The 25,238-nt window shown below is 73.0% G+C and carries 21 protein-coding genes and 1 pseudogene; 17 read left to right on the top strand and 5 right to left on the bottom strand.

What is annotated here, in order from left to right; all coding sequences use genetic code 11:
- Positions 1 to 78 precede the first annotated feature (78 nt).
- The 3 genes from ASC60_RS11900 to ASC60_RS11890 all read left to right on the top strand — a co-directional run bounded on the left by ASC60_RS11900 (position 79) and on the right by ASC60_RS11890 (position 5,273).
- On the top strand, positions 79 to 2,160 hold the full coding sequence (locus tag ASC60_RS11900) for an APC family permease (RefSeq protein WP_055549724.1): 2,082 nt from the start codon (positions 79 to 81) through the stop codon (positions 2,158 to 2,160).
- A gap of 92 nt (positions 2,161 to 2,252) precedes the next feature.
- Complete coding sequence (locus tag ASC60_RS11895) at positions 2,253 to 3,596, top strand: class I SAM-dependent RNA methyltransferase (RefSeq protein ID WP_055549722.1); 1,344 nt, start codon at positions 2,253 to 2,255, stop codon at positions 3,594 to 3,596.
- 186 nt (positions 3,597 to 3,782) lie between these two features.
- Complete coding sequence (locus ASC60_RS11890) at positions 3,783 to 5,273, top strand: ATP-binding protein (protein WP_370592908.1); 1,491 nt, start codon at positions 3,783 to 3,785, stop codon at positions 5,271 to 5,273.
- A 125-nt stretch (positions 5,274 to 5,398) separates the two neighbouring features.
- Here the strand turns inward: ASC60_RS11890 and ASC60_RS42165 are convergent, their stop codons facing one another.
- Positions 5,399 to 5,548 (bottom strand): hypothetical protein, encoded by a 150-nt coding sequence (locus tag ASC60_RS42165; protein ID WP_199830927.1) that lies wholly within the window; start codon positions 5,546 to 5,548, stop codon positions 5,399 to 5,401.
- A gap of 19 nt (positions 5,549 to 5,567) precedes the next feature.
- Here ASC60_RS42165 and ASC60_RS42160 point away from each other — a divergent pair, with 19 nt between their 5' ends.
- Both ASC60_RS42160 and ASC60_RS44005 read left to right on the top strand, forming a co-directional pair.
- Positions 5,568 to 6,077, top strand: a complete 510-nt coding sequence (locus ASC60_RS42160; protein ID WP_199830926.1) for an MFS transporter — start codon at positions 5,568 to 5,570, stop codon at positions 6,075 to 6,077.
- Positions 5,974 to 6,624, top strand: a pseudogene (locus ASC60_RS44005) (MFS transporter); the annotation flags it as partial. The gene ASC60_RS42160 and the pseudogene ASC60_RS44005, both read left to right, overlap by 104 nt.
- On the opposite strand, the gene ASC60_RS11880 reads toward ASC60_RS44005, so the two are convergent.
- The 3 genes from ASC60_RS11880 to ASC60_RS11870 all read right to left on the bottom strand — a co-directional run bounded on the left by ASC60_RS11880 (position 6,546) and on the right by ASC60_RS11870 (position 8,757).
- Positions 6,546 to 7,616 carry a YafY family protein gene (locus ASC60_RS11880; RefSeq protein ID WP_055549716.1) on the bottom strand — a complete coding sequence of 357 codons (1,071 nt, stop codon included), beginning with the start codon at positions 7,614 to 7,616 and terminating at the stop codon, positions 6,546 to 6,548. The pseudogene ASC60_RS44005 and the gene ASC60_RS11880 overlap by 79 nt on opposite strands.
- 102 nt (positions 7,617 to 7,718) lie before the next feature.
- Positions 7,719 to 8,126, bottom strand: a complete 408-nt coding sequence (locus tag ASC60_RS11875) for a hypothetical protein (RefSeq protein WP_055549714.1) — start codon at positions 8,124 to 8,126, stop codon at positions 7,719 to 7,721.
- Between the two features lie 106 nt (positions 8,127 to 8,232).
- Entirely contained in the window at positions 8,233 to 8,757 is a 525-nt protein-coding gene (locus ASC60_RS11870) for a hypothetical protein (RefSeq protein ID WP_055549712.1), read from the bottom strand.
- Between the two features lie 142 nt (positions 8,758 to 8,899).
- Between ASC60_RS11870 and ASC60_RS11865 the strand changes: the two genes are divergently transcribed.
- The 7 genes from ASC60_RS11865 (at position 8,900) to ASC60_RS11835 (ending at position 17,263) form a co-directional block, all read left to right on the top strand.
- Positions 8,900 to 10,036 (top strand): AAA family ATPase, encoded by a 1,137-nt coding sequence (locus ASC60_RS11865; protein WP_055550071.1) that lies wholly within the window; start codon positions 8,900 to 8,902, stop codon positions 10,034 to 10,036.
- Positions 10,037 to 10,049: 13 nt separating this feature from the next.
- Positions 10,050 to 10,442, top strand: coding sequence for a nucleotide pyrophosphohydrolase (locus ASC60_RS11860; RefSeq protein ID WP_079038329.1), 393 nt, complete (start codon positions 10,050 to 10,052; stop codon positions 10,440 to 10,442).
- A gap of 132 nt (positions 10,443 to 10,574) precedes the next feature.
- Positions 10,575 to 11,060: a DUF6099 family protein gene (locus ASC60_RS11855; protein ID WP_055549708.1), complete on the top strand. Its 486-nt coding sequence runs from the start codon at positions 10,575 to 10,577 to the stop codon at positions 11,058 to 11,060.
- Between the two features lie 18 nt (positions 11,061 to 11,078).
- Complete coding sequence (locus ASC60_RS11850; RefSeq protein WP_055549706.1) at positions 11,079 to 12,002, top strand: LLM class F420-dependent oxidoreductase; 924 nt, start codon at positions 11,079 to 11,081, stop codon at positions 12,000 to 12,002.
- 110 nt (positions 12,003 to 12,112) lie between these two features.
- A complete protein-coding gene (gene mmuM / locus ASC60_RS11845) occupies positions 12,113 to 13,030 on the top strand; it encodes a homocysteine S-methyltransferase (protein WP_055549704.1) in 918 nt (305 codons plus the stop codon).
- A gap of 34 nt (positions 13,031 to 13,064) precedes the next feature.
- Complete coding sequence (locus tag ASC60_RS11840; RefSeq protein WP_055549702.1) at positions 13,065 to 14,663, top strand: 3' terminal RNA ribose 2'-O-methyltransferase Hen1; 1,599 nt, start codon at positions 13,065 to 13,067, stop codon at positions 14,661 to 14,663.
- The gene (locus ASC60_RS11835) at positions 14,660 to 17,263 is read left to right on the top strand and encodes a polynucleotide kinase-phosphatase (protein ID WP_055549700.1); all 2,604 of its coding nucleotides are present in this window, start codon (positions 14,660 to 14,662) and stop codon (positions 17,261 to 17,263) included. Before ASC60_RS11840 ends, ASC60_RS11835 begins: the two co-directional genes overlap by 4 nt.
- A gap of 64 nt (positions 17,264 to 17,327) precedes the next feature.
- On the opposite strand, the gene ASC60_RS11830 is transcribed toward ASC60_RS11835, so the two are convergent.
- Positions 17,328 to 18,320, bottom strand: a complete 993-nt coding sequence (locus ASC60_RS11830; RefSeq protein ID WP_055549698.1) for a helix-turn-helix domain-containing protein — start codon at positions 18,318 to 18,320, stop codon at positions 17,328 to 17,330.
- A gap of 204 nt (positions 18,321 to 18,524) precedes the next feature.
- On the opposite strand from ASC60_RS11830, the gene ASC60_RS11825 reads away from it, so the two are divergent.
- From ASC60_RS11825 to ASC60_RS11805, 5 genes are all read left to right on the top strand, one after another.
- Positions 18,525 to 19,952 (top strand): MFS transporter, encoded by a 1,428-nt coding sequence (locus ASC60_RS11825; RefSeq protein ID WP_234356900.1) that lies wholly within the window; start codon positions 18,525 to 18,527, stop codon positions 19,950 to 19,952.
- 62 nt (positions 19,953 to 20,014) lie between these two features.
- The gene (locus ASC60_RS11820; protein WP_055549696.1) at positions 20,015 to 20,734 is read left to right on the top strand and encodes a Crp/Fnr family transcriptional regulator; all 720 of its coding nucleotides are present in this window, start codon (positions 20,015 to 20,017) and stop codon (positions 20,732 to 20,734) included.
- Positions 20,735 to 21,002: 268 nt separating this feature from the next.
- The gene (locus tag ASC60_RS11815) at positions 21,003 to 23,072 is read left to right on the top strand and encodes a hypothetical protein (protein WP_055549694.1); all 2,070 of its coding nucleotides are present in this window, start codon (positions 21,003 to 21,005) and stop codon (positions 23,070 to 23,072) included.
- 14 nt (positions 23,073 to 23,086) lie between these two features.
- On the top strand, positions 23,087 to 23,881 hold the full coding sequence (locus tag ASC60_RS11810; protein WP_055549692.1) for a hypothetical protein: 795 nt from the start codon (positions 23,087 to 23,089) through the stop codon (positions 23,879 to 23,881).
- Between the two features lie 109 nt (positions 23,882 to 23,990).
- Positions 23,991 to 25,220: an arginine deiminase gene (locus ASC60_RS11805; protein ID WP_055549690.1), complete on the top strand. Its 1,230-nt coding sequence runs from the start codon at positions 23,991 to 23,993 to the stop codon at positions 25,218 to 25,220.
- The last annotated feature ends 18 nt before the right edge of the window (positions 25,221 to 25,238 follow it).

The raw sequence follows: 25,238 nt of genomic DNA, 5'->3' as shown, positions 1-25,238 counted from the left end.
GGCCGCCCCGCCGCCCGCCCGGCCCCGTGCGGGCGGGCGGGTGGGCGGGCGCCCCGCCCACCCTTTACGATCCTCTGCGTGTCCAAACTGACCGACCTCCCGAAACGGATCCTGATCGGGCGGGCGCTGCGCAGCGACAGGTTGGGAGAGACCCTTCTCCCCAAGCGCATCGCGCTCCCCGTCTTCGCCTCCGACCCCCTGTCCTCCGTCGCGTACGCGCCCGGGCAGGTGATGATCGTCCTTTCCGTGGCGGGTGCGTCGGCCTACCACTACTCTCCGTGGATCACGATCGCGATCATCGTGCTCATGTTCACGGTGGTCGCCTCGTACCGCCAGAACGTGCACGCGTATCCCAGCGGAGGCGGTGACTACGAGGTCGCCACCACCAACCTCGGCCCCAAGGCGGGCCTCACGGTCGCCAGCGCCCTGCTGGTCGACTACGTGCTGACGGTGGCCGTGTCGATCTCCTCCGGTGTGGAGAACCTCGGCTCCGCCGTTCCCTTCATCGTCCAGCACAAGACGCTCGTCGCGATCGCGATCATCCTGCTGCTGACCCTGATGAACCTGCGCGGGGTCCGCGAATCGGGCAAGCTCTTCGCGATCCCCACGTACGTCTTCGTCGGCGGCGTCTTCGTGATGATCCTCTGGGGCGCCTACCGCGGGCTCGTCCTCGGCGACGACATGAAGGCCCCCACCGCCGGTTTCGAGGTCCACGCCGAGCAGACCGGGCTGGCCGGTTTCGCGCTGGTCTTCCTGCTGCTGCGCGCCTTCTCCGACGGCTGCGCCGCGCTCACCGGCGTCGAGGCCATCAGCAACGGGGTGCCCGCCTTCCGCAAGCCCAAGAGCCGGAACGCCGCGACGACGCTGGCGCTGATGGGCGGGCTCGCCGTCGCCATGTTCGTCGGCATCATCACCCTGGCGCTGGTCACCAACGTCAAGATGGCCGAGGACCCGGCCCACGACCTGTTCAAGAACGGCGTCGCGCTCGGCTCCGGATACACCCAGAATCCGGTGATCTCGCAGGTCGCGGCCGCCGTCTTCGGCGACGGCTCGTTCCTGTTCGTGGTGCTCGCCGCGGCCACCGCGCTGGTCCTGTTCCTGGCCGCCAACACCGCGTACAACGGCTTCCCGCTGCTCGGGGCGATCCTCGCCCAGGACCGCTACCTGCCGCGCCAGCTGCACACCCGCGGCGACCGGCTCGCCTTCTCCAACGGCATCGTGCTGCTCGCCTCCGCGGCCGCCGTCCTCGTCTACCTCTACGGCGCGGACTCGACCCGGCTGATCCAGCTCTACATCGTCGGCGTCTTCGTCTCCTTCACCCTCAGCCAGACCGGCATGGTGCGGCACTGGAACCGCCACCTGGCCACCGAGCGCGACCCGGCCACCCGCCGCCGCATGATCCGCTCCCGCGCGATCAACACCTTCGGCGCCTTCTTCACCGGGCTGGTCCTGGTCGTCGTGCTGCTCACCAAGTTCACCCACGGCGCCTGGGTGGCGCTGCTCGGCATGGCCGTCTTCTACGTCACCATGACCGCGATCCGGCGCCACTACGACGGCGTCTCCGAGGAGCTGGCCGCGGCCGACGAGCAGCAGGACGAGGAGGAGGTCCGCCCCTCCCGGGTGCACTCCATCGTCCTGGTCTCCAAGATCCACAAGCCGACCCTGCGCGCCCTGGCCTACGCCAAGCTGATGCGCTCCCACCGGCTGGAGGCGCTGAGCATCAACGTCGACCCCGCCGAGACCAAGGCGCTGCAGTCGGCGTGGAGCGAACGCGGCATCGACGTCCCGCTGAAGATCCTCGATTCGCCGTACCGGGAGATCACCCGGCCGGTCATCGACTACGTCAAGGGGCTGCGCCGGGAGAGCCCGCGCGATGTGGTCTCCGTCTACATCCCCGAGTACGTGGTCGGCCACTGGTACGAGCACCTGCTGCACAACCAGAGCGCGCTGCGCCTCAAGGGCCGGCTGCTGTTCACCCCCGGCGTGATGGTGACCTCCGTGCCCTGGCAGCTGGACTCCTCGGAGCTGGCCCGCAAGCGCGCCCGCAAGCGCGCCGAGTGGAACGCTCCGGGCGCGGTGCGGCGCGGTCCCGTGGCGCCGCCGCGGCCGAAGGGCGAGCGCAAGGCCGAGAAGGCGGCCGTCCGGACGCCGGGGCGGTAGCCGCCGCCCCTTTGCGGGGAGCCGGGGTGCGGGGACGTAGACTGGTGGGCTGCTGTCGCCGTACCCCCACCCCCTCTGGAGCCGAACCCGCCATGCAAAGTGAACCCAAGGCGTCGCTGGTCGGCGAGGAGTACGAGGTCGAGGTCGGCCCGGTGGCGCACGGCGGCCACTGCATCGCCCGGACCGCCGAGGGCCAGGTGCTGTTCGTACGCCACACCCTGCCCGGCGAGCGGGTCGTCGCCAGGGTCACCGAGGGCGAGGAGGGCGCACGCTTCCTGCGCGCCGACGCGGTCCGGGTGCTGGACGCCGCCAAGGACCGGGTCGAGGCGCCCTGCCCGTTCTCCGGCCCCGGCCGGTGCGGCGGCTGCGACTGGCAGCACGTCGCCCCCGGTGCCCAGCGCAGGCTCAAGGCCGAGGTGATCACCGAGCAGCTCCGGCGGCTGGCCGGACTCACCCCCGAGGACGCCCGCTGGGACGGCACCGTCGAACCCGCCCCCGGCGACAAGGTGTCCCGCGGCGAGGTCCCGGCCTGGCGCACCCGGCTGCAGTACGCGGTGGACGCACAGGGCCGCCCGGGGCTGCGCCGCCACCGCTCGCACGAGGTCGAGCCCGTCGACCACTGCCTGATCGCCGCGCCCGGGGTCACCGAACTCGGCATCGAGAAGCGGGAATGGCCGCAGATCGAAACCATCGAGGCCATCGCCGCCACCGGTTCCTCCGACCGTCAGGTCGTCCTCACCCCCCGCCCCGGCGGCCGGCTGCCCATCGTCGAACTCGACCGCCCGGTCTCCGTCCTGCGCGTCGGCGAGTCCCGCGGCCGCGAGCGGCACCGCCTCGTGCACCGCGTCCACGGCCGCCCCTTCGTCCGCGAGCGCGCCGCTGACCGCACCTGGCGGGTCGGCGAGGGCGGCTTCTGGCAGGTCCACCCCAAGGCCGCGGACCTGCTGGTCGAGGCCGTCATGCAGGGCCTGATGCCGCGCAAGGGCGACACCGCGCTCGACCTCTACTGCGGCGTCGGCCTCTTCGCGGGCGCCCTCGGCGAGCGGGTCGGCGAGCGCGGCGCGGTGCTGGGCATCGAGTCGAGCAAGCGCGCGGCCGACGACGCCCGGCACAACCTCCAGGACCTGGACCGGGTCCGCATCGAGCACGGCAAGGTCGAGCAGGTGCTGCCCCGCACCGGCATCTCCGAGGCCGACCTGATCGTCCTCGACCCGCCCCGCGCGGGCGCGGGCAAGGACACGGTCGCCCACCTCGCGACCCTGGGCGCCCGCCGCATCGCCTACGTGGCCTGCGACCCGGCGGCCCTCGCCCGCGACCTCGCCTACTTCCGCGACGCGGGCTACGTACCGCGCCGCCTGCGCGCGTTCGACCTGTTCCCGGTGACGCACCACGTGGAGTGCGTGGCGGTGCTGGAGCCGGCGGGGAAGGGCGTCTGACCTTCGGGCATCTATTTGGGGGCGTTTCGAGGGGGCCCGTTCGCCTGTCATGGCCTTGTCGGGACCCCGCTGACGCGGCCTGTCGTTGCCCCGATTCGAGTAAGTGAAGTTGGACGATTTCTGTCGAGGTAGAGTTAGACAAGCCGTATCGGATCAGGGCGAGGGAGAGCGCCGGTGGCCGAGAGCATGCTTGCCAAGCCCGACGATGTGGTCGACCGTGATCGTGAGTGGGATCTGCTCACCGAGTTCGTCACCGACCCGGATCCTGCGATGCGCCTCGGGATCGTGTCGGGGCGCAGGCGGCACGGAAAGTCGTATCTCCTGCAGGCACTGTCGGAGCGGGTCGGTGGTCTGTACGTCACCGCGGTGCGGGAGGAAGGACGGCTGCCGGCGATCCGGCGGTTCAGCGACGCCATCGCGGCCCACGCGAGTCTGCGGCCCGGCACGCTGTGGTTGACGGACTGGCGTGAGGTCCTGTCCAACGCCCTTGATGTCACCGCGCGTTCACAGACTCCGCTGCTGGTGATCGACGAGTTGCCGTATCTCCTCCAGCACTCTCCTGAGATCCCCGGCCTGCTGCAGCAGCTCTATGACGAGCGCCAGCGGGGCACCAGGCCCGGGCCCGGGGCGCGGGTGATCCTGTGCGGGTCCGCGATGAGCGTCATGCACGAACTGCTGTCGGGGACGAAACCGTTGCGCGGCCGCGCGGTGATCGATCTGAGGCTGGGGGCCTTCGACTACCGGGCCAGCCGTGCGTACTGGCAGATCGACGACCCGCTGACCGCCCTGCAGGTCCACGCCGTCCTCGGTGGCGCTCCTGGTTACCGGCCGGTGGCGGCCCGCCCGCACCCGAACGACGGCTTCGCCTCCTGGCTTGCGCGGACGCTCCTGGACCCGGGGCGGGCGGTGTATTCGCGGACGGAGACGGAGTATCTGCTGCGCGAGGACCCGCGGATCACCCAGCACACCCTCTACTACGACATCCTCACCGCGATCGCCCAGGGTGCCTCCACGCCCACCAAGATCGGGGCGGCGCTGGAACGACAGCGCAACGCAGTCACCCACCCGCTCGACGTCCTGGAATCCACCAGCTATGTCCAGCGCGAGCAGGACATCCTGCGTCCCCGCCGCCCCGTCATCACCCTGGCCGACCCCATCATCCGCTTCAACCAGCTGATCACCCTGCCGCAGGCAGCCACCGTCGAGCAGGGCTTCGCCGAACAGGCATGGCAGGCCGCCGCACCGACCTTCAACTCCAAGATCCTCGGCCCGCACTTCGAGGACCTCGCCCGCACCTTCACTCGCCGGTACGCCCACACCCTGCTTCCTGGCGGCCTGCCCGGCCCGGTCGGTACCACCGAAGTGGCGGACCCCGCGGCCCGCACCAAGCACGAGGTCGACGTCATCGCCCTGGCCCTGGGCGAGCGCCCGCGGGCCCCCCGGGCCCGGATCGCCCTCCTCGGCGAGGCCAAGGCCACCGCCGCCCGTCGCGGCACCGGCGACCTGCAACGCTTGGAACGCATCCGCACCCTGCTCACCGACCAGGGCTACGACACCACGGGCACCGCCCTGGCTCTCTTCTCCCTGCATGGGTTCTACCCGGACCTGATCGAGTCCGCGGCCGGCCGCGACGATCTGCTCCTGGTCGACCTGCCGGGCCTCTACGGGATCCGCTGACCTCGAGCATGGGCTGGCCAGCCGTGCCTGTCGCAGAACGACGGTGGAGACCGGGACGGCGATCGTCATGGGGCCGGCGCGGTGACGCATAGCCCGACGGCTGGCACACCTGTGATGCGAAAACTTCACTGACACAAGGTGTCAGCGAACCTCTGGACAGTGGTGCCATGATCCTCAGCCACCACTCCCGCCGCGCCGAGCGGCTGCTCGTGCCCGCTGCCTTCGCCACCGCTCTCGGCAACAATGTCCAGCTCATCGTCGGGTTCGCTGCTCATGATCAGGGAGCAGCGGACCATGATGGCTGTCGGCTGGCTGTTCATCGCCGTCGCCGGGCCACAGGCGCTGCTGTCGCCGTTCTTCGGCCGACTGGCCGACCGCTTCGACCGGCGAGCTCTGTGGATCGGCTGCGATGTCACCAGCGCGGCGCTGGCCCTCGGACTACCACTGTGGCTGGCCTGCGGTGGTGCCCCGGGGGCCGGACTCTACAGCGCCAATCTGGCGCTCGCCACGGTCGGTGCCCTGTTCTTCCCGGCCAGCTCCGCGCTGATCAAGGAACGGATTCCTGCGGGCAGGCTGCGGCGGTTCAACGCCCGCTACGAGATGGGGACCCAGGCAGGGATGCTGCTGTCGGCGGCTCGGCGGGCTGTGCGTCCAGGCGTTCGGTGCCGTGCCGCTGCTGGTGTTCAACGCCGGAACTTTCATGGTCTCGGCGCTCTGCGTCGCTGCGGTGGGGCGTTGCCCGGACCGGGCGCCGACGGCCACCGTCACCTGGGAGCAGGCGCCGGCCCGGGCGGTTACGCGTGAGCCGCTGCGGATGCGCCGCTTCATCCTGCTCTACGCCCAGGGGAGCGTGGTCGTCACGGTCTTCAACGCTCTGTTGCCCACCGCCGTGATCGGTGAACTCCACTTGGGAGCGGGGACGTTCGGTGTCGTGGATGCCCTCGGGTGCCTCGGTTTCCTGGTGGCCGCCGGTGCCTACCGGATTGTCAGCAGACACAGTGGGGACCTTCGCATCGCCGTCGTAGGCTTTCTGCTCTGCGATGTCTGCCTGGTGCTGCAGAGCCAGTTCGGGATCGCCGGATACCTCGTCGGGGTGCCACTGGGCGCGTTCTTCTTCGGCCAGGCCCGGATCGCCTCCCGCACCATGCTGATGGCCTCGGCCGACGATGCCTCGGTGGGCAGGGCCTTCGGACTGGCGAATGGTGGCGGGCTGGCGGCCACGGTCGGGGTGATGTTCCTGGTCGCGATGGTCACCGACCACAGTGACACGCGCTACGGCTTCGTAGTCCTGGCCACCCTTGCGCTGCTGGGAACCCTGTCCGCCGGACTGCTGCTGAGGCCGCCGGCCCCCGCCCGGCCTGATGTGTCCGCTGGTCGGTACCGGTCGAGCACGGCCGCCGCCGTCTCCGCGATCTTGCAGCGTAGCTCCTCGGGGCCGAGCACCTCGATGTCCGGCCCCAGTGACAGCAGTATGGGCACCGCCAGGTCGACCGATTCCAGCGGTACCGTCGCTGTCACCCAGCCGTCGCCGTCCGGCGGACCTGCCGAAGCTTCGACGGCGAGGACCAGTGCCGCGTCCAGGCGGTCCGGCAGTGCGGTGAGCAGTGCCGGAGCGATCCGGAGGGAGGCCTGAAGCCGCAGCCTGCGGGCGTCGTAGGCGGTGAGGTAGTCCTGCCAGTGGGCGGTCAGGTCGAAGCCGTCGGGGCGCTCGAAGCCGTCCTCCCCGACGGTCAGGCGGAGGATCGACGACACCCGATAGGTCCGCACCGTGCCGTCTACCGCTGCGACGAGGTACCAGACGCCCGCCTTGAGGACCAGGCCGTAGGGGTCGAGTTCGCGCTCGACCTCCTGCGGCTCGGCCCAGCGGCGGTAGCGCACCTGGATTCGCCGCTGGTTCCACACGGCATGGGCGAGCGCTACGAGAGCGGGTGGGGAGTTTTGTTCCCGGTACCAGCCGAGAGCGTCGAGGTGGAAGCGCTCCCGGATCCGATCGGCTCGGTCCCGCAGTGGGGCCGGGAGCGCCGCAGCCAGTTTCAGCTGTGCCGCCGCGAGCACCTCGCCCAGTCCCAGGTCGTCCGCCGCACCGGGCAGCCCGGTCAGGAACAACGACTCGGCCTCGGCGGCGTGCAGTCCGGTGAGCTGGGTCCGGTAGCCGCCGAGCAGCTGGTAGCCGCCACGGTGCCCGGCGTCCCCGTAGACCGGAATGCCCGCACTGCTCAGTGAGTCGATGTCCCGGTAGACGGTCCGGGTCGAGACACCCAGCTCCTCCGCGAGCTCGTCGGCCGTCAGCCTGCCCCGGTTCTGCAGCAGGAGAACGAGGGAGAGGAGCCGGGCCGCGCGCATGAACCGATCATTGCAGCTCCGGGCTCTTGTCGGGTTCGGATGTTGCCAGTCGAGGAAGCCCTGGAGTGCGGTTGGGTTCCGGGGTTGCCGGGCGGCCCGGCGTCACTCGCCGATCGGCGACTCCGCGACGCAGCCACCGGCGTCGATCAGGCTTTCGTTCTTCTCCTCGGCGATGACCTCGCCCTCGTGCAGGATCTTGCAGCTCACCGTGGAGTCGGTGGAGACCGGCAGCACCGACGACGGCATGATGCCCCGCAGCGTCACCGTCTTCTTCCAGGGCAGCGTGGGCTTCTTCACCGTCGCCGTCTTGGGGTTCATGGCCTTGCCGCCGCCCCCGTTGAACTCGATCGAGTCCACGTTCTTCCCCGTCACCTCGTAGGTGACCTCGTACGTCTGGTCCACCACCTTGTCGACGGTGTCGACGGCCTTCTCCTCCGTGCAGGCGGCGAGGCCGAGCACGAGGCCGGTGAGGGCCACGGACACAGCGGTGGTACGTATGGTGCGATTCATGCGAAATCCCCCCGGATCTCATCAAGCAGACGCCGCAGCTCACCCAATAGACGGGCAAGTCCCGTTGATGGTTGTGCAGTTGGGGCCCGCGGCCGGCAGTCGTCGCCTACGGTTCCTGGAGGGATGTCTTCGCGGCGTCCACGAAGTCCGTGAGGGCGGCCCAGAACGGGCTGTAGGCGTCGTCGAAGCGGCGTATCGCCTCGGGGTCGTCGGCGGCCATGGCCTCCAGCGAGCGGTGGAATCGGCCGGTCGACTTCTGGAGTTGGCGGGCCGCCTCGCCCGCGGCGGAGGGGCCCTCCAGCTCGACCACGCGCGCACAGTGCCGCAGCTTGCCGTAGTGGTCGCGCTCGCGGTTGAGCATGTCGTCCAGCAGGTCGGCGCGGCGGCGGAATTCGCCGCTCCGTTGGGCCTCGGAGATCTCCCAGTAGAACTCGCCCATGCGGTGCACCTGCTCGATCAGTTCGAGGTAGGCGGTCCGCCTGCTGTCGCGCAGCCGCTCCGCCTGCTGGGCGCGGGCGGCGGTGTCGGCCTGGATCTGGGCGGCGCGGGTGTTGCCGCGGCTGGTGACCCAGCTGGCCAGGACGGCGGTGCCGCCGGTGAGGGCGGCGATCCAGAAGGTGCTGTCGGTCATCGTGGAGATCCCCCGTTGCCGCTCCGTTCCACTGTGCGTCCTTCCCACCGGTCATCTTCGGCCACCATCGCCATCCCCCGATGGTAGGAAGATACGGAAGGAGTAACGGTTCGGCGGTATGCGCCACAGATATGTTCCGGGCATGAGCGCATCCGGGCTGCGGCCCGCCGTGACCGAGTTGAGGCTGTCCGCCTTCAAGTCCCATCGACGTGCGGTCTTTTCCCTGGGGCCGCTGACGCTGTTCGCCGGGCCGAGCGGAAGCGGCAAGTCCGGTGTTCTGGAGGCGTACGGGGCGCTCGCGCGCCTGGCGGGCGGCGCCCGGCTCGCGGAGGTGTTCCGCGAGCCGGCGTCGTACATCCCGCGCCGGGCGCGGCCGGACCGGCAGGGGCGGCGCGGCTTCCGCATCGGGTGCACGGTGGACGGCCCGGTCGGGCCGGTGCGGCTCGATGTCGCCGTACAGGCCGAGCCCGAACTGCGCATCGTGGGCGAGCGGTTGACGGGGGCGGGGGAGACGCTGCTGGAGACGGCGCTGCGCGACCCGGAGCGGCGATGCGTGCAGGCCGCCTGGCACACGGCGGGGGCGGTCGCGGTGACCCGGGCTCCGCTGCCCGACGACCGGCTGGCGACCTCGGTGCTGCCCCTGCGGGTGGCGGGCATCACCGAGGGGCAGCGGCTGGCGCTGGCCGCCGCGGAGCAGGTGGTGATCGCGCTGCGCTCGGTGTTCCCGTGCGATCCGCGGCCGGATCGGATGCGGGCGCCGGCCGCGCCGCGTGACGGGCGGCTGCGCGGGGGCTGCGAGAACCTGGCGGCGGTGCTGCGGCGCACCAGCCGGGAGTGCGGATCCCGGCACGCGGCGCTGGTCGCGGCGGTGCGGGCGGGGTGCGCGGGGCCGGTGGAGGGCCTGGTGACCGAGGGCGCCGGGGGAGGCGGGGTGCGGGCCCTGGTGGAGCAGGGGGAGCTGGGCGCGATGCCCGTGGAGCGGCTGGGCGACGGGGAGTTGCGCTATCTGGCGCTCGCGCTGGTGCTGCTGACCGGGCCCGGGGTGCTGGCGATGGACCCGGCCGCGGACGTCCTGCCCGCCCGGCAGGTGCTGACGGTGCTGGCGGACGGTTTCGACCGCTGCCTGGACCGGCGGCAGGCGCGGGAGCTGCTGGGGGTGGCGGCCCGGATGTGCGCACGGGGGCACATCCGGCTGGTGGGGACGGTGGGGGACGTGACGGGGGCGGTCGGGGACGCCCCCGTCACGGTGGTAAACCTGGAGCGTGAGCGAGTCTGTTGAACCTGAGTCCGGTGTGCCTTCCGCCGCGTGTCCCGCCGCTGGTGAGCGACGGTCCGACGACCTTGATGTGGCGGGCCTGCAGCGCAGGCTGGCGGCCTTCGCGGCGGTGCGCGACTGGCAGCGCTACCACACCCCGAAGAACCTGGCGGCGGCGCTGAGCGTCGAGGCGTCGGAGCTGGTGGAGATCTTCCAGTGGCTGACGCCGGAGGAGTCGGCGCGGGTGATGGAGGAGCCGGGGAGGGCGGCCCGGGTCGAGGACGAGGTCGCCGACGTGCTGGCGTATCTGCTCCAGTTCTGCGAAGTGCTGGGGATCGACGCGCTCGCGGCGCTGGCCGCGAAGATCGACCGAAACGAGGGCCGGTTCCCGGTCGGGGGCCCTGAAAGCCCCATTCGTCACTCTCAGTAGTGATGAAGTTATCCACAACGCAACTGTTGTCAACAGATTCCTGAATTCCCCTAGCTTTTCGGCCTGTTAGTCATCACTCTGGGTAGTGGAGGAGTGACGGGTGCGGAAAGTCCGTTGAGAGGGGTTCGGGGCATGGACGCGATGCGGCTGATCGGTGTCACCCGGCACGCCCTGGCGAAGGCCGGGGGCGTGCACGACATCGTGGCCGAGGCCTGGCAGGTCCAGGCGCTGGCGGAAGCGGTCGGCGGATACTTCATGGTGAGCGGCCCGGCGGCGGCGCGAGCGGAGGCGCGCGGCCTGTGCGAGGCGGGTGGCAGGGCGCGCGGGGCGCTGTTCCACCCGGCGCTGCACCATCCCGCGCTGCGCGGCGCGGGGTTACGGGCGGCTCAGATGTCGGAGGTGCGGGACCCCAGAGGCGTGCTGCTGGCGCTGGGGGATCTGCTCGCGGAGGCGGGATTCGCGCTGGTGGGCGTCGCCTCCAGCACGGAGGAGGAGGCGCTGTACTGGCAGTGCGTGGAGGCGATCGACGCGGCGGACGAGGCCAGGGACCGGGTCCACGGGATGCTGAGGCACCTCACGGAGCTGGAGTGGGGTGGGGAGTGGGGTGGTGCGGCGTGAGAAGGCAGGATGGGGGCCATGGATCTCCGCATTTTCACCGAGCCCCAGCAGGGGGCGACCTACGACACTCTGCTGTCCGTCGCGAAGGCCACCGAAGACCTCGGCTTCGACGCCTTCTTCCGTTCGGACCACTATCTGCACATGGGGGATGTCGACGGGCTGCCGGGCCCGACCGACGCGTGGCTCACCCTGGCCGGGCTGGCCCGCGAGACCAAGCGGATCCGGCTGGGCACCCTGATGACCGCCGCCACCTTCCGGCTGCCGGGCGTCCTCGCGATCCAGGTCGCGCAGGTCGACCAGATGTCGGGTGGACGGGTCGAGCTGGGCCTGGGCGCCGGCTGGTACGAGGAGGAGCACACCGCGTACGGCATCCCCTTCCCGAAGCAGAAGTTCGCGCGGCTGGAGGAGCAGCTGGCCATCGTCACCGGCCTGTGGAAGACGCCGGCCGGCGAGACGTTCAGCCATGACGGTGCGCACTACCAGCTCACCAACTCGCCCGCGCTGCCCAAGCCCGCCCAGGACCGGGTGCCGGTGCTGGTCGGCGGCCAGGGGCCGACCCGCACCCCGCGGCTGGCCGCGCGGTTCGCGGACGAGTTCAACATGCCGTTCGCTTCGGTCGAGGACAGCCAGGCCCAGTTCGGCCGGGTGCGGGCGGCCGCCGAGGAGGCCGGGCGCAAGGGCGACGACCTGGTGTACTCCAACGCGCTGGTGGCCTGTGTGGGCAAGGACGACGCCGAGGTCGCCCGGCGGGCCGCGAAGATCGGCCGCGAGGTCCCGGAGCTGAAGGAGAACGGGCTGGCGGGATCCCCGGCCGAGGTCGTCGAGAAGATCGGCCGCTATGCGGAGGCCGGGGCGTCCCGGGTCTACCTCCAGATTCTGGACCTCGACGACCTCGACCACCTCGAGCTGATTTCATCCCAGGTCCAGGCCCAGCTGGGCTGACCGCCGGCCGGCCGGTCCCGCCGGCCACCGGTCCGACCGACCCGTCGGCCCGCCCCGGCTGTCGGGCCGACCGAGCCCCATGGCTCACCGAACCACCAGGAGTACCCGTGATGTCCCTCCCGCCCACGCCACTGGCCACCGCTCTGGAAGGCGCGCCGCTCGTCCTCGACGGCGGGCTGTCCAACCAACTGGAGGCACAGGGCTGCGACCTGTCCGACGAGCTGTGGTCGGCCCGGCTACTCGCCGACGACCCGGGGCAGATCGAGGCGGCGCACGCCGCGTATGTGCGGGCGGGCGCACGGGTGCTCATCACCAGCAGCTACCAGGCCACCTACGAGGGCTTCGCCCACCGGGGCGTGGCGCGCGAGGACGCCACGGCGCTGCTGGGCCGCAGCGTCGAGCTGGCGCGCGGCGCGGCCGGGCAGGCTGCCGACCCGGCCGCCCCGGTGTGGGTGGCGGCCTCCGTGGGGCCCTACGGGGCGATGCTGGCCGACGGCAGCGAGTACCGGGGCCGGTACGGGCTGAGCGTGGCCGAGCTGGAGCGGTTCCACCGGCCGCGGATCGAGGCCCTGGTGGCGGCCGGGCCCGATGTGCTCGCGCTGGAGACGGTGCCGGACGCCGACGAGGCGGCGGCCATGCTGCGGGCCGTCGAGGGCTGCGGGGTGCCCGTCTGGCTGTCGTACAGCATCGCGGGAGAGACCACCCGGGCCGGGCAGCCGCTCCGGGAGGCGTTCGCCCTCGCCGCCGGGAACGAGCAGGTGATCGCCGTCGGCGTCAACTGCTGCGAGCCGGGCGACGCGGACCGGGCCGTGGAGATAGCGGCCGAGGCCACCGGAAAGCCGGTGGTGGTGTATCCGAACAGCGGAGAGGAGTGGGACGCGGCGGCCCGGAGCTGGCGCGGGCGGTCGACCTTCGACCCGGCGCGGGTCAAGGCGTGGCGGGATGCCGGTGCGCGGCTCATCGGCGGCTGCTGCCGGGTGGGGCCGGACCGGATCGCCGAGCTGGCGGGCGTTGTGGGAAACCATTAGGTGAGGGGGCGTTCACCCGGCGATACTCGGACGGGTGTTCTTGACGATAACCACCACCGGCACCAGCGAGCGCCCCGCGACCGACCTGGGATTTCTGCTGCACAAGCATCCCGACAAGGCGCAGCGGTTCTCGACCTCCCACGGCACGGCGCATCTGCTCTACCCCGAGGCGGACGCCGAGCGCTGCACGGCGGCGCTGCTGCTGGAGGTCGACCCCGTCGCGCTGGTGCGGCGGGGCCGGGGCAAGGGGCGGGGCGGCGCGCCCGACTCCGCGCTCGCCCAGTACGTCAACGACCGTCCGTACGCGGCCTCCTCGCTGCTGGCCGTCGCGCTGAGCACCGTCTTCTCCAGCGCCCTGAGGGGACAGTGCAAGGCGCGGCCCGAGCTGCCGGAGCGGCCGCTGCCCCTGCGGATCGAGGTGCCCGCCCTGCCCGCGCGCGGCGGCGCCGCCCTGGTCGAGCGGCTCTTCGCGCCGCTGGGCTGGGCGGTGACGGCCGAGCCGGTGCCGCTGGACGAGCGGTTCCCGCAGTGGGGCGACTCGCGGTACGTACGGCTGGTGCTGGAGGGCGAGCTGCGGCTCGCCGACGCGCTGCGCCATCTGTATGTGCTGCTGCCGGTGCTGGACGACGCCAAGCACTACTGGGTCTCCCCGGACGAGGTGGACAAGCTGCTGCGGTCCGGCGAGGGCTGGCTTGAGCACCACCCCGAGCAGCGGCTGATCACCAACCGCTATCTGGCCCGCCGCTGGTCGCTGACCCGCAGCGCGATGGAGCGGCTGGAGCTGGCGCGGCTCGCGGAGACGGACGACGCCGAGGTGGAGGAGATCGACAACGCGGTGGAGGACCCGGCCGCCGAGTACGCGCCCGACCGCGCCGAGCAGGAAGGACAGGCGGAGCAGGCGGAGGAGCCGGAGCGAGGGGAGCGAGGGGGAGTGGAGCCGGAGGAGGAGAGCGCACCGCGGCCGGTGTCGCTGGCCGTGCGGCGGCGCGAGGCGATCCTCGACGCCCTGCGGGGCGCCGGGGCGTCCCGGGTGCTGGATCTCGGCTGCGGCCAGGGCCAGTTGCTGGGCGAGCTGCTCAAGGACGCGCGGTTCACCGAGATCGTCGGTGTCGATGTGTCGATACGCGCGCTGAACGAGGCGGCGCGGCGGCTGCGCCTGGACCGGATGCCCGAGCGGCAGTCGGCGCGGCTCAAGCTGACGCAGGGCTCGCTCGCGTACACCGACTCCCGGCTGACCGGCTATGACGCGGCGGTGCTCAGCGAGGTGATCGAGCATGTGGATCCGTCCCGGCTGCCCGCCCTGGAGTACGCGGTGTTCGGCGCCGCCCGGCCCACGGCCGTCGTGGTGACCACGCCCAACGTCGAGTACAACGTGCGCTGGGAGTCCCTGCCCGCCGGGCAGGTCCGCCACCCCGACCACCGCTTCGAGTGGACGCGCGAGGAGTTCCGCGACTGGGCGCGGGGAGTCGCCGAACGGCACGGCTATGCCGTGGAGTTCCGCCCCGTCGGCCCCGAGGACCCCGAGGCCGGCCCGCCGACCCAGCTCGCGCTCTTCCGGCAGGACGGCGGCGAAACCCAGACGACGACCACGACGACCAGCACGACGACCCCATCCAAGGAGGCCGCCGCATGACCGACACCACGACGCTCGACCGGCGCAGCCTCGGAGTGCCCGACCTGTCCCTCGTGGTCCTCGTCGGCACCACCGGCTCGGGCAAGTCCACCTTCGCCCGGCGCCACTTCCTGCCCACCCAGATCGTCTCCTCCGACGTCTGCCGGGGTCTGGTCTCCGACGACGAGAACGACCAGAGCGCCACGTCGGACGCCTTCGACCTGCTCCACACCATCGCGGGCAAGCGGCTGGCGGCCGGGCGGCTGACCGTGGTCGACGCGACCAACGTCCAGCCCGAGGCCCGCCGCGCCCTGATCCAGCTGGCGCGCGAGCACGACGTCCTCCCGGTCGCGATCGTCCTCGACATCCCCGAGGGCGAATGCGCGCGGCGCAACGCGGCCCGCCCCGACCGGGCCGGCATGCCCTCCCACGTCATCCCCCGTCAGCGCCGCGAACTGCGCCGCTCCCTGAGGTCCCTGGAGCGCGAGGGGTTCCGCAAGGTGCACATCCTGCGCGGCGCCGAGCAGGTCGAGGCCGCCGAGGTCGTCACCGAGCGCCGCTACAACGATCTGCGCCACCGCACCGGCCCGTTCGACATCATCGGCGACATCCACGGCTGCCGCTCCGAGCTGGAGACCCTGTTGGGCAAGCTCGGGTACGCTCTGCGCCGCGACGAGCGGGGCCGCCCGGTCGACGCCGTCCACCCCGAGGGGCGCACCGCCGTCTTCCTCGGCGACCTCGTCGACCGCGGTCCGGACAGCCCCGGGGTGCTGCGCCTGGTGATGGGCATGGTGGCCTCCGGGGCGGCCCTGTGCGTGCCCGGCAACCACGAGAACAAGCTCGTCCGCTACCTCAAGGGCCGCAAGGTCCGGATCGCCCACGGCCTCGCCGAGACGGTCGAGCAGCTGGACCGCGAGCACGCCGCGGACCCGGAGTTCGCCGACCGGGCGCGGGAGTTCATCGAATCGCTGGTCAGTCACTACGTGCTGGACGGCGGGGCGCTGGTGGTCTGTCACGCCGGGCTGCCCGAGAAGTACCACGGCCGCACGTCGGGCCGGGTGCGGTCGCACGCGCTGTACGGGGAGACGACCGGTGAGACCGATGAGTTCGGGCTGCCGGTGCGCTACCCATGGGCCGAGGACTACCGCGGCCGCGCCGCCGTCGTCTACGGCCACACGCCCACCCCCAGGGCGTCCTGGTTGAACAACACCCTCTGCCTGGACACCGGTTGTGTCTTCGGCGGCCGGATGACCGCGCTGCGCTGGCCGGAGCGCGAGATCGTGGACGTCCCGGCCGAGCGCGTCTGGTACGAGCCGGTCAAGCCCCTGGGCGACGAGGCCCCGGACGGCACCGACGGCCGTCCGCTCGACCTGGCCGATGTGCGCGGCCGCCGCGTCGTCGAGACCCGGCACATGGGCCGGATCGCGGTCAAGGAGGAGAACGCGGCGGCGGCGCTGGAGGTCATGAGCCGCTTCGCCGTCGACCCGCGGCTGCTCCCCTACCTCCCGCCCACCATGGCGCCCGCCGCCACCTCCGCCGAGGACGGGTACGTGGAGCACCCGGCCGAGGCGTTCGCCGCCTACCGGGCGGACGGGGTGCGCCAGGTGATCTGCGAGGAGAAGCACATGGGCTCCCGGGCGGTGGTGCTGGTCTGCCGCGACGAGGGGGTGGCGAAGGAGCGCTTCGGGGCGCCCGAGGGCGTATCCGGCATGGTGTACACCCGCACCGGGCGGCCGTTCTTCGACGACCCGCGCCTGGCCGAGGCCGTCCTCGACGGGGTGCGCGGCGGCATCGGGGGCGCCGGTCTGTGGCAGGAGCTGGAGAGCGACTGGCTGCTGCTGGACGCCGAGTTGATGCCGTGGTCCCTCAAGGCCGCTGGGCTGCTGCGCAACCAGTACGCGGCGGTGGGCGCGGCCTCGGGGGCTGTCTTCCCGGGGGTGCTCTCGGCGCTGGAGGGCGCGGCGGCGCGTGGCGTCGAGGTGTCCGCGCTCCTCGACAAGCAGCGCGGACGGGCCGTGGACGCGGCCGCGTTCACCGAGGCGTACCGGCGTTACTGCTGGCCGGTCGACGGGCTGGGCGGCATACGGATGGCGCCGTTCCAGATCCTGGCCGCCCAGGGCCGCAGCCTCACCGCGCTCCCGCACGACCGACAGCTCGCCCTGATCGACCGCATGATCGAGGCGGAGAAGCCGGGCCCGGACGGCGGCCCCCTGCTGGCCCCCACCCGCCGCCTGGTCGTCGACACCGAGGACGACGCGTCGGTGGCCGAGGGCGTCGCCTGGTGGCTGGAGCTGACGGAGGCGGGCGGCGAGGGCATGGTCGTCAAACCCCTCCAGGGCTTCGTCCGCAAGGGCGACGGCCGGCTGGTCCAGCCGGGCGTCAAATGCCGGGGCCGGGAGTATCTGCGGATCGTCTACGGCCCGGAGTACACCCGCCCGGAGAACCTGGACCGGCTGCGTCAGCGCCACCTCGGCCACAAGCGCTCGCTCGCCCTGCGGGAGTACGCCCTGGGGCTGGAGGCGCTGGACCGGCTGGCGGACGGCGAGCCGCTGTGGCGGGTGCACGAGGCGGTCTTCGCGGTGCTGGCCCTGGAGTCGGAGCCGGTGGACCCACGGCTGTAGCGGAGGGCGGCGGGCCGGGCGGGGTCACCTGGGCGGCGGCCCCGCCCGGCCCGCGGCCCCCGGATCAGACGGTGGCTGGTGCCGCCGACTCCCGGGCCCGGAACGCGCGGCGGTAGTCATGCGGGGGCACCCCCACCGCACGCGTGAAGTGGCGCCGCAGATTGGCCGCCGTCCCCAGCCCGCACAGCTCCGCGAGGCGGTCCATGGGGAGATCGCCGCCCTCCAGCAAGGCCCTGGCCCGTGCGATGCGCTGGGCCCGTAGCCAGCGCAGGGGCGTCGTGCCGGTGGTGGCCTCGAAGCGGCGGGCCAGGGTGCGGGGGCTGGTGTGGGCGTGGTGTGCCAGGTCCGCGAGGGTCAGCGGTTCCGCGAGGTGTTCGGTGGCCCAGTGCAGCAACGGGGCGAGCGAGTCGTCGGCGCGCTCCGGCAGCGGCGCCTCGATGTACTGGGCCTGGCCGCCGGGCCGGTGGGCGGGGGCCACGAGCTGCCGGGCCACGGTGTTCGCCGCCTCGCTGCCGAAGTCCTCGCGCACCAGGTGCAGGCACACGTCGATGCACGCGGTCGAGCCCGCCCCGGTGAGGACGTCTCCGTGGTCGACGTACAGCACCGACGGATCGAGGCGTACGGCCGGATAGCGCTCGGCGAACAGGGCCGCGTACATCCAGTGGGTGGCCGCCGTCCGGCCGTCGAGCAGCCCGGTCGCGGCGAGGGTGAACGCGCCCGAGCACAGCGACACGATGCGCGCGCCGCGCCCGTGTGCCTCGCGCAGCGCGTCGATCAGTTCCCCGGGCGGGTCGCCGCGTACATCGGCGGAGGCCGGGACGATCACCGTGTCGGCGCTGACCAGCTCCGCCGCCCCGTACGGCGTGTGGGCGGCGAACCACGAGCGGGTGGCCACCGGGCCCCCGGCCTGCCCGCCCGACGGACCGATCGCGCAGACCCGCAGGTCGTACCAGTCGTCGGGGACTTCTGGACGGTCGGTGCCGAAGACATGGCAGGGAACGGCCAGATCGAAGATCGGCATGCCTTCGGTGACCGCGAGGGCTATCGAATGGCGCATGGCAAGAATGTAGCGTGTGCTGTCGTTCTTGCCGCTCGTTGCGGACGACCGCACCGCCGATGCTGGATGGGCATGACGATCCCTTCCCCGAAGGCACCGGGGAGTGGTGCGCCCACTCCTGGGTCCACTCCTGGGTCCGTTCCTGGGTCCACTCCCAGTACGCCCCCGAATTCGCGGCGCTGGCTGATCCTCGCGGTCGCGTCGGTGGCCCAGTTCCTCGCCGTGCTCGACGTGATCGCGGTCAACATCGCCTTCCCCGCGATCGGCGCCGACTTCCGCTCGGTCACCACCGCGCAACTGTCCTGGGTACTCAACGCCTACGCCATCGTGCTCGCGGCGCTGCTGGTCCCGGCCGGGAGGCTGGCCGACGCGATCGGCGGCCGGCGCTCGTTCCTGACCGGCATGGTGCTGTTCGGGGTGGCCTCGGTCGCCTGCGGGGCGGCCCCCGGCCTCGGCGCGCTCGTCGCGGCACGGGTGGCGCAGGGCGCGGCGGCGGCCGTTCTGGTGCCCACCTCCCTGGCCCTGGCGCTGCCCGCCTTTCCGCCGCGCGAACGGCCCACGGCGGTCGGCGTATGGACGGCGGTCAGCGCGGTCGCGGCCAGTTCGGGACCGGTGGCGGGCGGTCTGCTCGCCGCCTCCGACTGGCGGTGGATCTTCCTGATCAACGTGCCCGTGGTGCTGGTCGCCTGGGCGGCGGGCCTGCGGCTGCTCCCACGCCGCGCCCCGGCGCACGGCGAGCGCCGCCGCCTCGACCCGCTCGGCACCCTGCTGGTGCTCCTCGCCATCGGAGCGCTGACCACCGCCTGTGCCGAGGCCCCGGACTGGGGTTACCGCGCACCGGCCACCCTCGGTTTCCTGGCCGCGGGCGTGGCGACCGGCGGGCTGGCGGTGGCGCACATGCGGCGCCACCCGGACCCGGTGGTGGATCCGGCGCTGTTCCGGACCCGCGCGTTCACCGCCGCCACCCTCGGCCTGTTCACCTACTTTCTCGCCTACGCGGCGATGGTGCTGGCCTCGACCCTCCTCTTCACCGGCGTCTGGGGCTGGTCCACGGTCCGCGCGGGCCTGGCCATCACGCCGTGGCCGCTGGCGGTGTTGGTGGTCTCGGTGCTGTCAGGACGGTTCGTACGGGCTCTGGGGGAGCGGCGCGCCGCCGTGCTCGGCGCGCTGTGCTTCGCCGCCGGGCCGGTGTGGTGGCTGCTGTTCGCGGACGGCGACGGCGGGCACTACGCCGCGGGGTTCATGCCGGGGCTGGTGCTCACCGGGATCGGCGCGGGGCTCTACCAGCCGGTCATGTTCGCGTCCGCCGGGCTGCTTCCGGCCCGTCAGCTGTCCCTCGGCTCGGGCGTGCTGATGATGTCCCGGCAGGGCGGCTCGGCCCTGGGCGTGGCGGCCCTGGTCGTGATCACCGGTGGTGTCGCCCGGCCGGACGCGGGGGTGCTGCACGGGGGCTGGGTCTTCGCCGCGGTGACCGCCGTGCTCGCCGCCATCGCGGCGACGGCCCTTCGCGGGGGCGCCGGCTCCGACGGACGGGCGGGGGATTGCAGAGGTGTTCGAACGGATTCCGCCGCAGGTCCGTCCGTGGACACCGGTTCCGGCCGCCCCATTGACGTGCCCGTGCCACCTGCCTAGCGTGCTCGTCATCCCATCGGTTCTCCGCAACCTGACGAGCCACCAGCGAGGCGGGAGGGCGGATGAGTCTCTTCGAGGACGGCCGGCCCTTTCTGCACGCGCTTCCCGCCGATGACCGGCGCGCGCTGCTCACGCTCGGCAGCCCGCGGACGTACGAACCCTCCGAGGTCGTCCTGCGCGAGCACGACCGCACCACCTTCGTCGTCGCGATCGTCTCCGGCTGGGCCACCGTCTCCGTGGAGACCGAGCGCGGGGTGCGGCTGATCCTGGCGCTGCGCGGCGCGGGCGAGGTGGTGGGGGACCAGGCCGCGGTGGACCACGGCTCGCGCAGTGCCACCGTCACCGCGCTGGGCCGGATGGAGGCGGTCGTGGTCTCCGGCGACCGGTTCCGCGCCTATCTGGCCGCGCGGCCGGTCGCCACCGTATTGATCATGCGCCAGTTCAGCTCCCGGCTGCGCAGCTCCGACGGCGAACGGCGCTCCCTCGCCTCCGAGAAGGTGCTCCAGCGGCTGGCCGCCCGGCTGGTCGAGATCGCCGAACGCACCGGGCACACCGGTCCCGGCGGGGCCATCGCCGTCGATCTGCCGCTGCCGCAACACGACATCGCCGCCGCCGTGGGCTCGACCCGGGAGGCCGTCGCCAAGGCGTTGCGGCTGCTGCGCGACCAGGGCGTCGTACGGACCGCCTCGCGCCGCTTCGAGGTGCGGAACATCGGACTGCTGCGGCTGCTGGCCGAGGGGCGTGCGACGGGGGAGCACATCCCAGCGCGCCCCTGCGAATGAGCGCGGGCGCGCACGCCCCGCGAGTGCGCGCGACTGTGTAAACGGCTACAGCCCCCGCCCCGCGCCCGGCCCATTCTGGTGGTGGCACAGGTGAACGGGACCGTGTGCGACGGGGGTGCACACGGCCCAGTGCCTGGCACCGGAGAAGGGCGGCGGGGCGGATCGGGGGAGAGGCTTCGCCGCCCGCTTCCGGGCCTGCCTCCAAGGACGCCACCCCCGAGGAACGTACGAGGACCCACGGGGACCACGGCATGAAGGACGGCGGGCGATGAGCGGACCGGACGACATCGGCATCCCGGCGGAACCGGGCCCGCGGCGGCTGGACATCCCGAGGGGCGGTCCGCTGGAGGGCGCGGGGGAGGCGGGTGGCGCCCGCACGGCGCGCGAGGCGCGCGCGCATCTGCGCCTCACCGACTGCCCGCCGCGCCCGCCGGGCGGGGACGAGCACCGTCCGCTGCCCGAAGGGCCGGTCGCCCGCGAGGAGCTGGCGCGGCTGCGCCGGGTCTACCGGCCCGTCCCCGGTTACGCCGCGATGCGGGAGCGGCTGCGCCGCACCCACCTCCTCGCCCTGTGCGGCGAACCCGGCACCGGCCGTGCCTGGACCGGGCTCGCGCTCCTGGCGGACCTGACCGAGGGAGACGGCCCGACCGAGGGAGAGGCCGAGGCGGCGGGCGGTGGCGTGATCCGGCTCGGGCCGGGCGCCGCCCCCACCGCGCAGCGGACCGAGCGCGGCCACGGCTACCTCCTCGAACTGCCCGCCGACGACACCGACCCCGGCCCCCTCCTGGACCGGCTGCGCGCCCACTTCGCCGAGCGCGAGGCGTTCGCCGTCGTCCTGGTCGCGGACGGCCCGGCCGCCGACCGGCTGCTGAGCGCCCGCCGCCACGCCGTACCGTACGAACCCCCGGACGCCGCCGAGGTGCTGGACCACCAGCTGTCCGACCTGCTCGCGGACAAGCCCGCCGAGCTGCTGGACCTCGCCCGCGCCACCGCCGCCCGCCCCGATGTGGCCGAAGCGCTCGGCCTGGACGAGCCGCGCCCCGGCGAGGCCGCCCGGCTCGCCGGGCACCTCGCCGCCCACGCCGAGGGCCGGCTGTCCGACGAAGGGCTGCGGGAGCGCTGCCGGGCCTTCGCCCCGGACCAGGCCCGCGCGTGGTTCGACGGCGCGGGCCGCCCCGGCACGCTGCCCGCCGCGCTGCCCGCCCTGCGTACGGCGGCGCTGCGGATCGCGCTCGCCGTCTTCAACGGCTCCGCGCACAGCCTCACCGCCGAGGCCGCCGAACTGCTGACCTGGGAGCTGGCCGTCACGCTCGACCCGCAGTACGCGCCCGGGCGCCAGCTGTTCGCCGCTCGCCCCGGCGCGGGGCTCGCCGCGGCGCGCGCGGTGTGCGGCGACGGCGTGGAGGACCTGGGCGACGCGTCGGTCCCGGTCCGCGCCGTCCGGTTCCAGGGGCGGCGGCTGGCGTCCGCGGTGCTGTACGAGGCGTGGGACGGCCACCACAACGTCCGCGGCCCGATGGCCCGCTGGCTGCGCGCCCTGTGCGACGATCCGCGCCCCCAGGTGTGGGTGCGCGCGGCGGTCGCCGCGGGCGTGCTCTGCGCCCGCGACTATCTGTACGGCTTCGTCGAACTGCTGCTGCCGCTGGCCCGCGCCGACAGCCCGGTGCAGCGGATGGCGGCGGCCACCGCGCTCGCCGAGGCGGCCCGCGACGAGGGCGTACGGCCCGCCGTGGACGGCCTGCTGCGCGGCTGGGCGCTCGGCGACGACGAGCATGAGCGCGAGACGGCGGTCCTCGCCCACGGCTACGGCCTCGCGGCGGGCTCGGTCCGGGCGTCCCTGGAGGAGCTGGCCCGGCTGGCGCACGAGGACGACGGCCGGATCACCTCGTACAGCGTGCTGCGGCTGCTGGCCGGGACGGAACCGGAGGCCGTGCTCGCCGGGCTCACCCACTGGCTGCACGACACCCGGCGGCCGCTCCGGGACCTGGCGCTGCTGACGGTGCTGCGCGCCGTCACCACCCGGACCTCCCATCTGTGGGGGCTGGGCGAGGTGCCGGAGCTGGAGCCGTACACCGCCTGGCCGCTGGCCACCGCGCTGCTGGCGGCCCGCCCGGGCAGCGCACCGCAGCTCGCCGAACTGCTGCGGGCCGCCCTGACCTGGGCCCGGTCGGCGACCGCGGCCGAAGACGCGCTGGTCGGCTGGATCCGGCGGGGCGCCCGCGACGACCGCCAGCTGGCGGTGTTGTACGGCTTCCTGCCCCGGCTGGCGCACGACGGTGACGAACCGCTCGACGTACGGGCGGCCACCCGGATCCGGGAGGTGCTGGAAGCGCTGTGAGGAGAGGGACGTCGATGGTGAAGGACACGGAGTACACCCAGGACACGGAGTACACCCAGGACACGGGACCCATACGGAACACGGAGCACTCGCAGGACACGGGCGGCGACCCGGCCCGGCCGCCGGTGGGCGCCGTACGCACCCAGCGCGCCCTGCGCGAGGCGCTGCGCCACGGCGGCGACGCCCTCCCCGCGGCACTGCGCGAGGCCGACGACGGGCTGCTGCTGAGCGCGCTCGACGCGGGGCTGCCCGCAGACCGGGCCACCCGCGTCGTCGTCGAGCTGGTGCGCCGCGCCCCAGAGCGCGGGCCACGGCTCGCCGACGCGGTCTGCGAGAAGGTGCTGATCGCCCACCTCTACCTCGATCAGCCGGGCGGCGGCGACCGGCTTCGGGTACGCAACGCGCTGATGCTGTACGAGGGCCTGGTGCGCCCGTACGCCGACCGGGGCGCCGTGCCCGAGCTGATGGCGTGCGTCCTGCCCGGGCTGTGGGCGGCGGGCGACGGCGCGGGGCGCGAGGTGGTGCGCCGGATCGTCGCCGCCCGGCAGGTCACCGGCTTCGGGGAGAAGGGCTGGAAGGCGCTGTTCGGCGGGCTGGCGGAGGAGTGCCGGGAGCATGAGGGGTGCCGGGAGCGCGCGGAGGCCGGCCCCCGTGCCGCCCGCCGGTCCGCCACGTGGCCCGGCCGCCGCCGCGGCCCCGAGGACGGCGGCGGCCGTATCGATCTGCAGCCCGGTCAGCTGTGGGTCTCGGCCCTGCTGGGCTTCCTGGCCGTGGCCCTGGTCCTGATCGTCATCCTGGCCGCGGTCTGACGGGGGCGGTCTGACCGGGGCGGTCAGGCCGGAGGGTCCGGCCGGGGCCTCGGCCACGACTTGTGTCGCGGGACATCCGCGGCGGGCCCGGAACGGCGAAGATGGAATCATGGGATTCCATGTGGACTCGGAGGCCGGGCGGCTGCGCCGCGTCATTCTGCACCGTCCCGACCTGGAGCTGAAGCGGCTCACCCCCTCCAACCGGGACGCGCTCCTCTTCGACGACGTCCTGTGGGTGCGCCGGGCCCGTCAGGAGCACGACGGATTCGCGGACGTGCTGCGCGACCGGGGCGTCGAGGTCCATCTGTTCGGTGACCTGCTGGCCGAGAGCCTGGCCCTGGCCGAGGCGCGGTCCCTGGTGCTGGACCGGGTCTTCGACGAGAAGGAGTACGGCCCGCTGGCCACCGACCGGCTGCGCGCGGCGTTCGACGAGCTGACCGCCCCGGAGCTGACCGAGGCGCTGATCGGCGGCATCACCAAGCGGGAGTATCTGGCGCGGTTCCCGGAGCCGGTCTCCATCCGCTTCCACGCCATGGAGCCCGACGACTTCCTGGTGAACCCGCTGCCCAACCACCTCTTCACCCGGGACGCCTCCGCCTGGGTGTACGACGGGGTGGCCATCAACGCGATGCGCTGGCCGGCCCGCTGGCACGAGACGGTGCACTACGAGGCCGTCTACCGCCACCACCCCCTGTTCGCCGACGAGGACTTCCACGTCTGGTCGGAGGGCCAGGCCGCGTACCCCTCGACGATCGAGGGCGGCGACGTGCTGGTGCTCGGCAAGGGCGCGGTGCTGATCGGCATGAGCGAGCGGACCACCCCACAGGCGGTGGAGATGCTGGCCCATCGGCTCTTCGAGGCCGGTTCCGCCCGTACGATCGTGGCGCTCGACATGCCCAAGGGGCGCGCCTTCATGCACCTCGACACGGTGATGACGATGGTCGACGGGGACACCTTCACCCAGTACGCGGGGCTCGGGATGCTCCGCTCGTACACCATCGAGCCGGGCGCGGGCGGCCAGGAGCTGAAGGTCACCGACCATCCGCCGGAGCACATGCACCGCGCCATAGCCGCGGCCCTCGGCCTGGACGCCATCCGGGTGCTCACCGCCACCCAGGACGTGCACGCGGCGGAGCGCGAGCAGTGGGACGACGGCTGCAACGTGCTCGCGGTCGAGCCGGGCGTGGTCGTCGCCTACGAGCGGAACGCGACGACCAACACCTTCCTGCGCAAGCGCGGTATCGAGGTCATCGACATCCCGGGCAGCGAGCTGGGCCGGGGCCGGGGCGGGCCGCGCTGCATGAGCTGCCCGGTCGAGCGGGACGCCGTGGAGTCGTAGCCGTGGTGCCGTAACGGC

The organism is Streptomyces sp. NBRC 110028 (assembly GCF_001417735.1).
Taxonomy (GTDB): domain Bacteria; phylum Actinomycetota; class Actinomycetes; order Streptomycetales; family Streptomycetaceae; genus Streptomyces.
Note: the sequence above shows the minus strand (reverse complement) of the source record. Positions and strands in the feature narration are given on the sequence as shown.

Coding starts and splice junctions, on each gene's coding strand:
- ASC60_RS11895 (WP_055549722.1), top strand. CDS start 2,253: ATGCAAAGTGAACCCAAGGCGTCGCTGGTCGGCGAGGAGTACGAGGTC.
- ASC60_RS11890 (WP_370592908.1), top strand. CDS start 3,783: ATGCTTGCCAAGCCCGACGATGTGGTCGACCGTGATCGTGAGTGGGAT.
- ASC60_RS42165 (WP_199830927.1), bottom strand. CDS start 5,548: ATGAGCAGCGAACCCGACGATGAGCTGGACATTGTTGCCGAGAGCGGT.
- ASC60_RS42160 (WP_199830926.1), top strand. CDS start 5,568: ATGATGGCTGTCGGCTGGCTGTTCATCGCCGTCGCCGGGCCACAGGCG.
- ASC60_RS11880 (WP_055549716.1), bottom strand. CDS start 7,616: ATGCGCGCGGCCCGGCTCCTCTCCCTCGTTCTCCTGCTGCAGAACCGG.
- ASC60_RS11875 (WP_055549714.1), bottom strand. CDS start 8,126: ATGAATCGCACCATACGTACCACCGCTGTGTCCGTGGCCCTCACCGGC.
- ASC60_RS11870 (WP_055549712.1), bottom strand. CDS start 8,757: ATGACCGACAGCACCTTCTGGATCGCCGCCCTCACCGGCGGCACCGCC.
- ASC60_RS11865 (WP_055550071.1), top strand. CDS start 8,900: ATGAGCGCATCCGGGCTGCGGCCCGCCGTGACCGAGTTGAGGCTGTCC.
- ASC60_RS11855 (WP_055549708.1), top strand. CDS start 10,575: ATGGACGCGATGCGGCTGATCGGTGTCACCCGGCACGCCCTGGCGAAG.
- ASC60_RS11850 (WP_055549706.1), top strand. CDS start 11,079: ATGGATCTCCGCATTTTCACCGAGCCCCAGCAGGGGGCGACCTACGAC.
- mmuM (WP_055549704.1), top strand. CDS start 12,113: ATGTCCCTCCCGCCCACGCCACTGGCCACCGCTCTGGAAGGCGCGCCG.
- ASC60_RS11835 (WP_055549700.1), top strand. CDS start 14,660: ATGACCGACACCACGACGCTCGACCGGCGCAGCCTCGGAGTGCCCGAC.
- ASC60_RS11830 (WP_055549698.1), bottom strand. CDS start 18,320: ATGCGCCATTCGATAGCCCTCGCGGTCACCGAAGGCATGCCGATCTTC.
- ASC60_RS11820 (WP_055549696.1), top strand. CDS start 20,015: ATGAGTCTCTTCGAGGACGGCCGGCCCTTTCTGCACGCGCTTCCCGCC.
- ASC60_RS11815 (WP_055549694.1), top strand. CDS start 21,003: ATGAGCGGACCGGACGACATCGGCATCCCGGCGGAACCGGGCCCGCGG.
- ASC60_RS11810 (WP_055549692.1), top strand. CDS start 23,087: ATGGTGAAGGACACGGAGTACACCCAGGACACGGAGTACACCCAGGAC.
- ASC60_RS11805 (WP_055549690.1), top strand. CDS start 23,991: ATGGGATTCCATGTGGACTCGGAGGCCGGGCGGCTGCGCCGCGTCATT.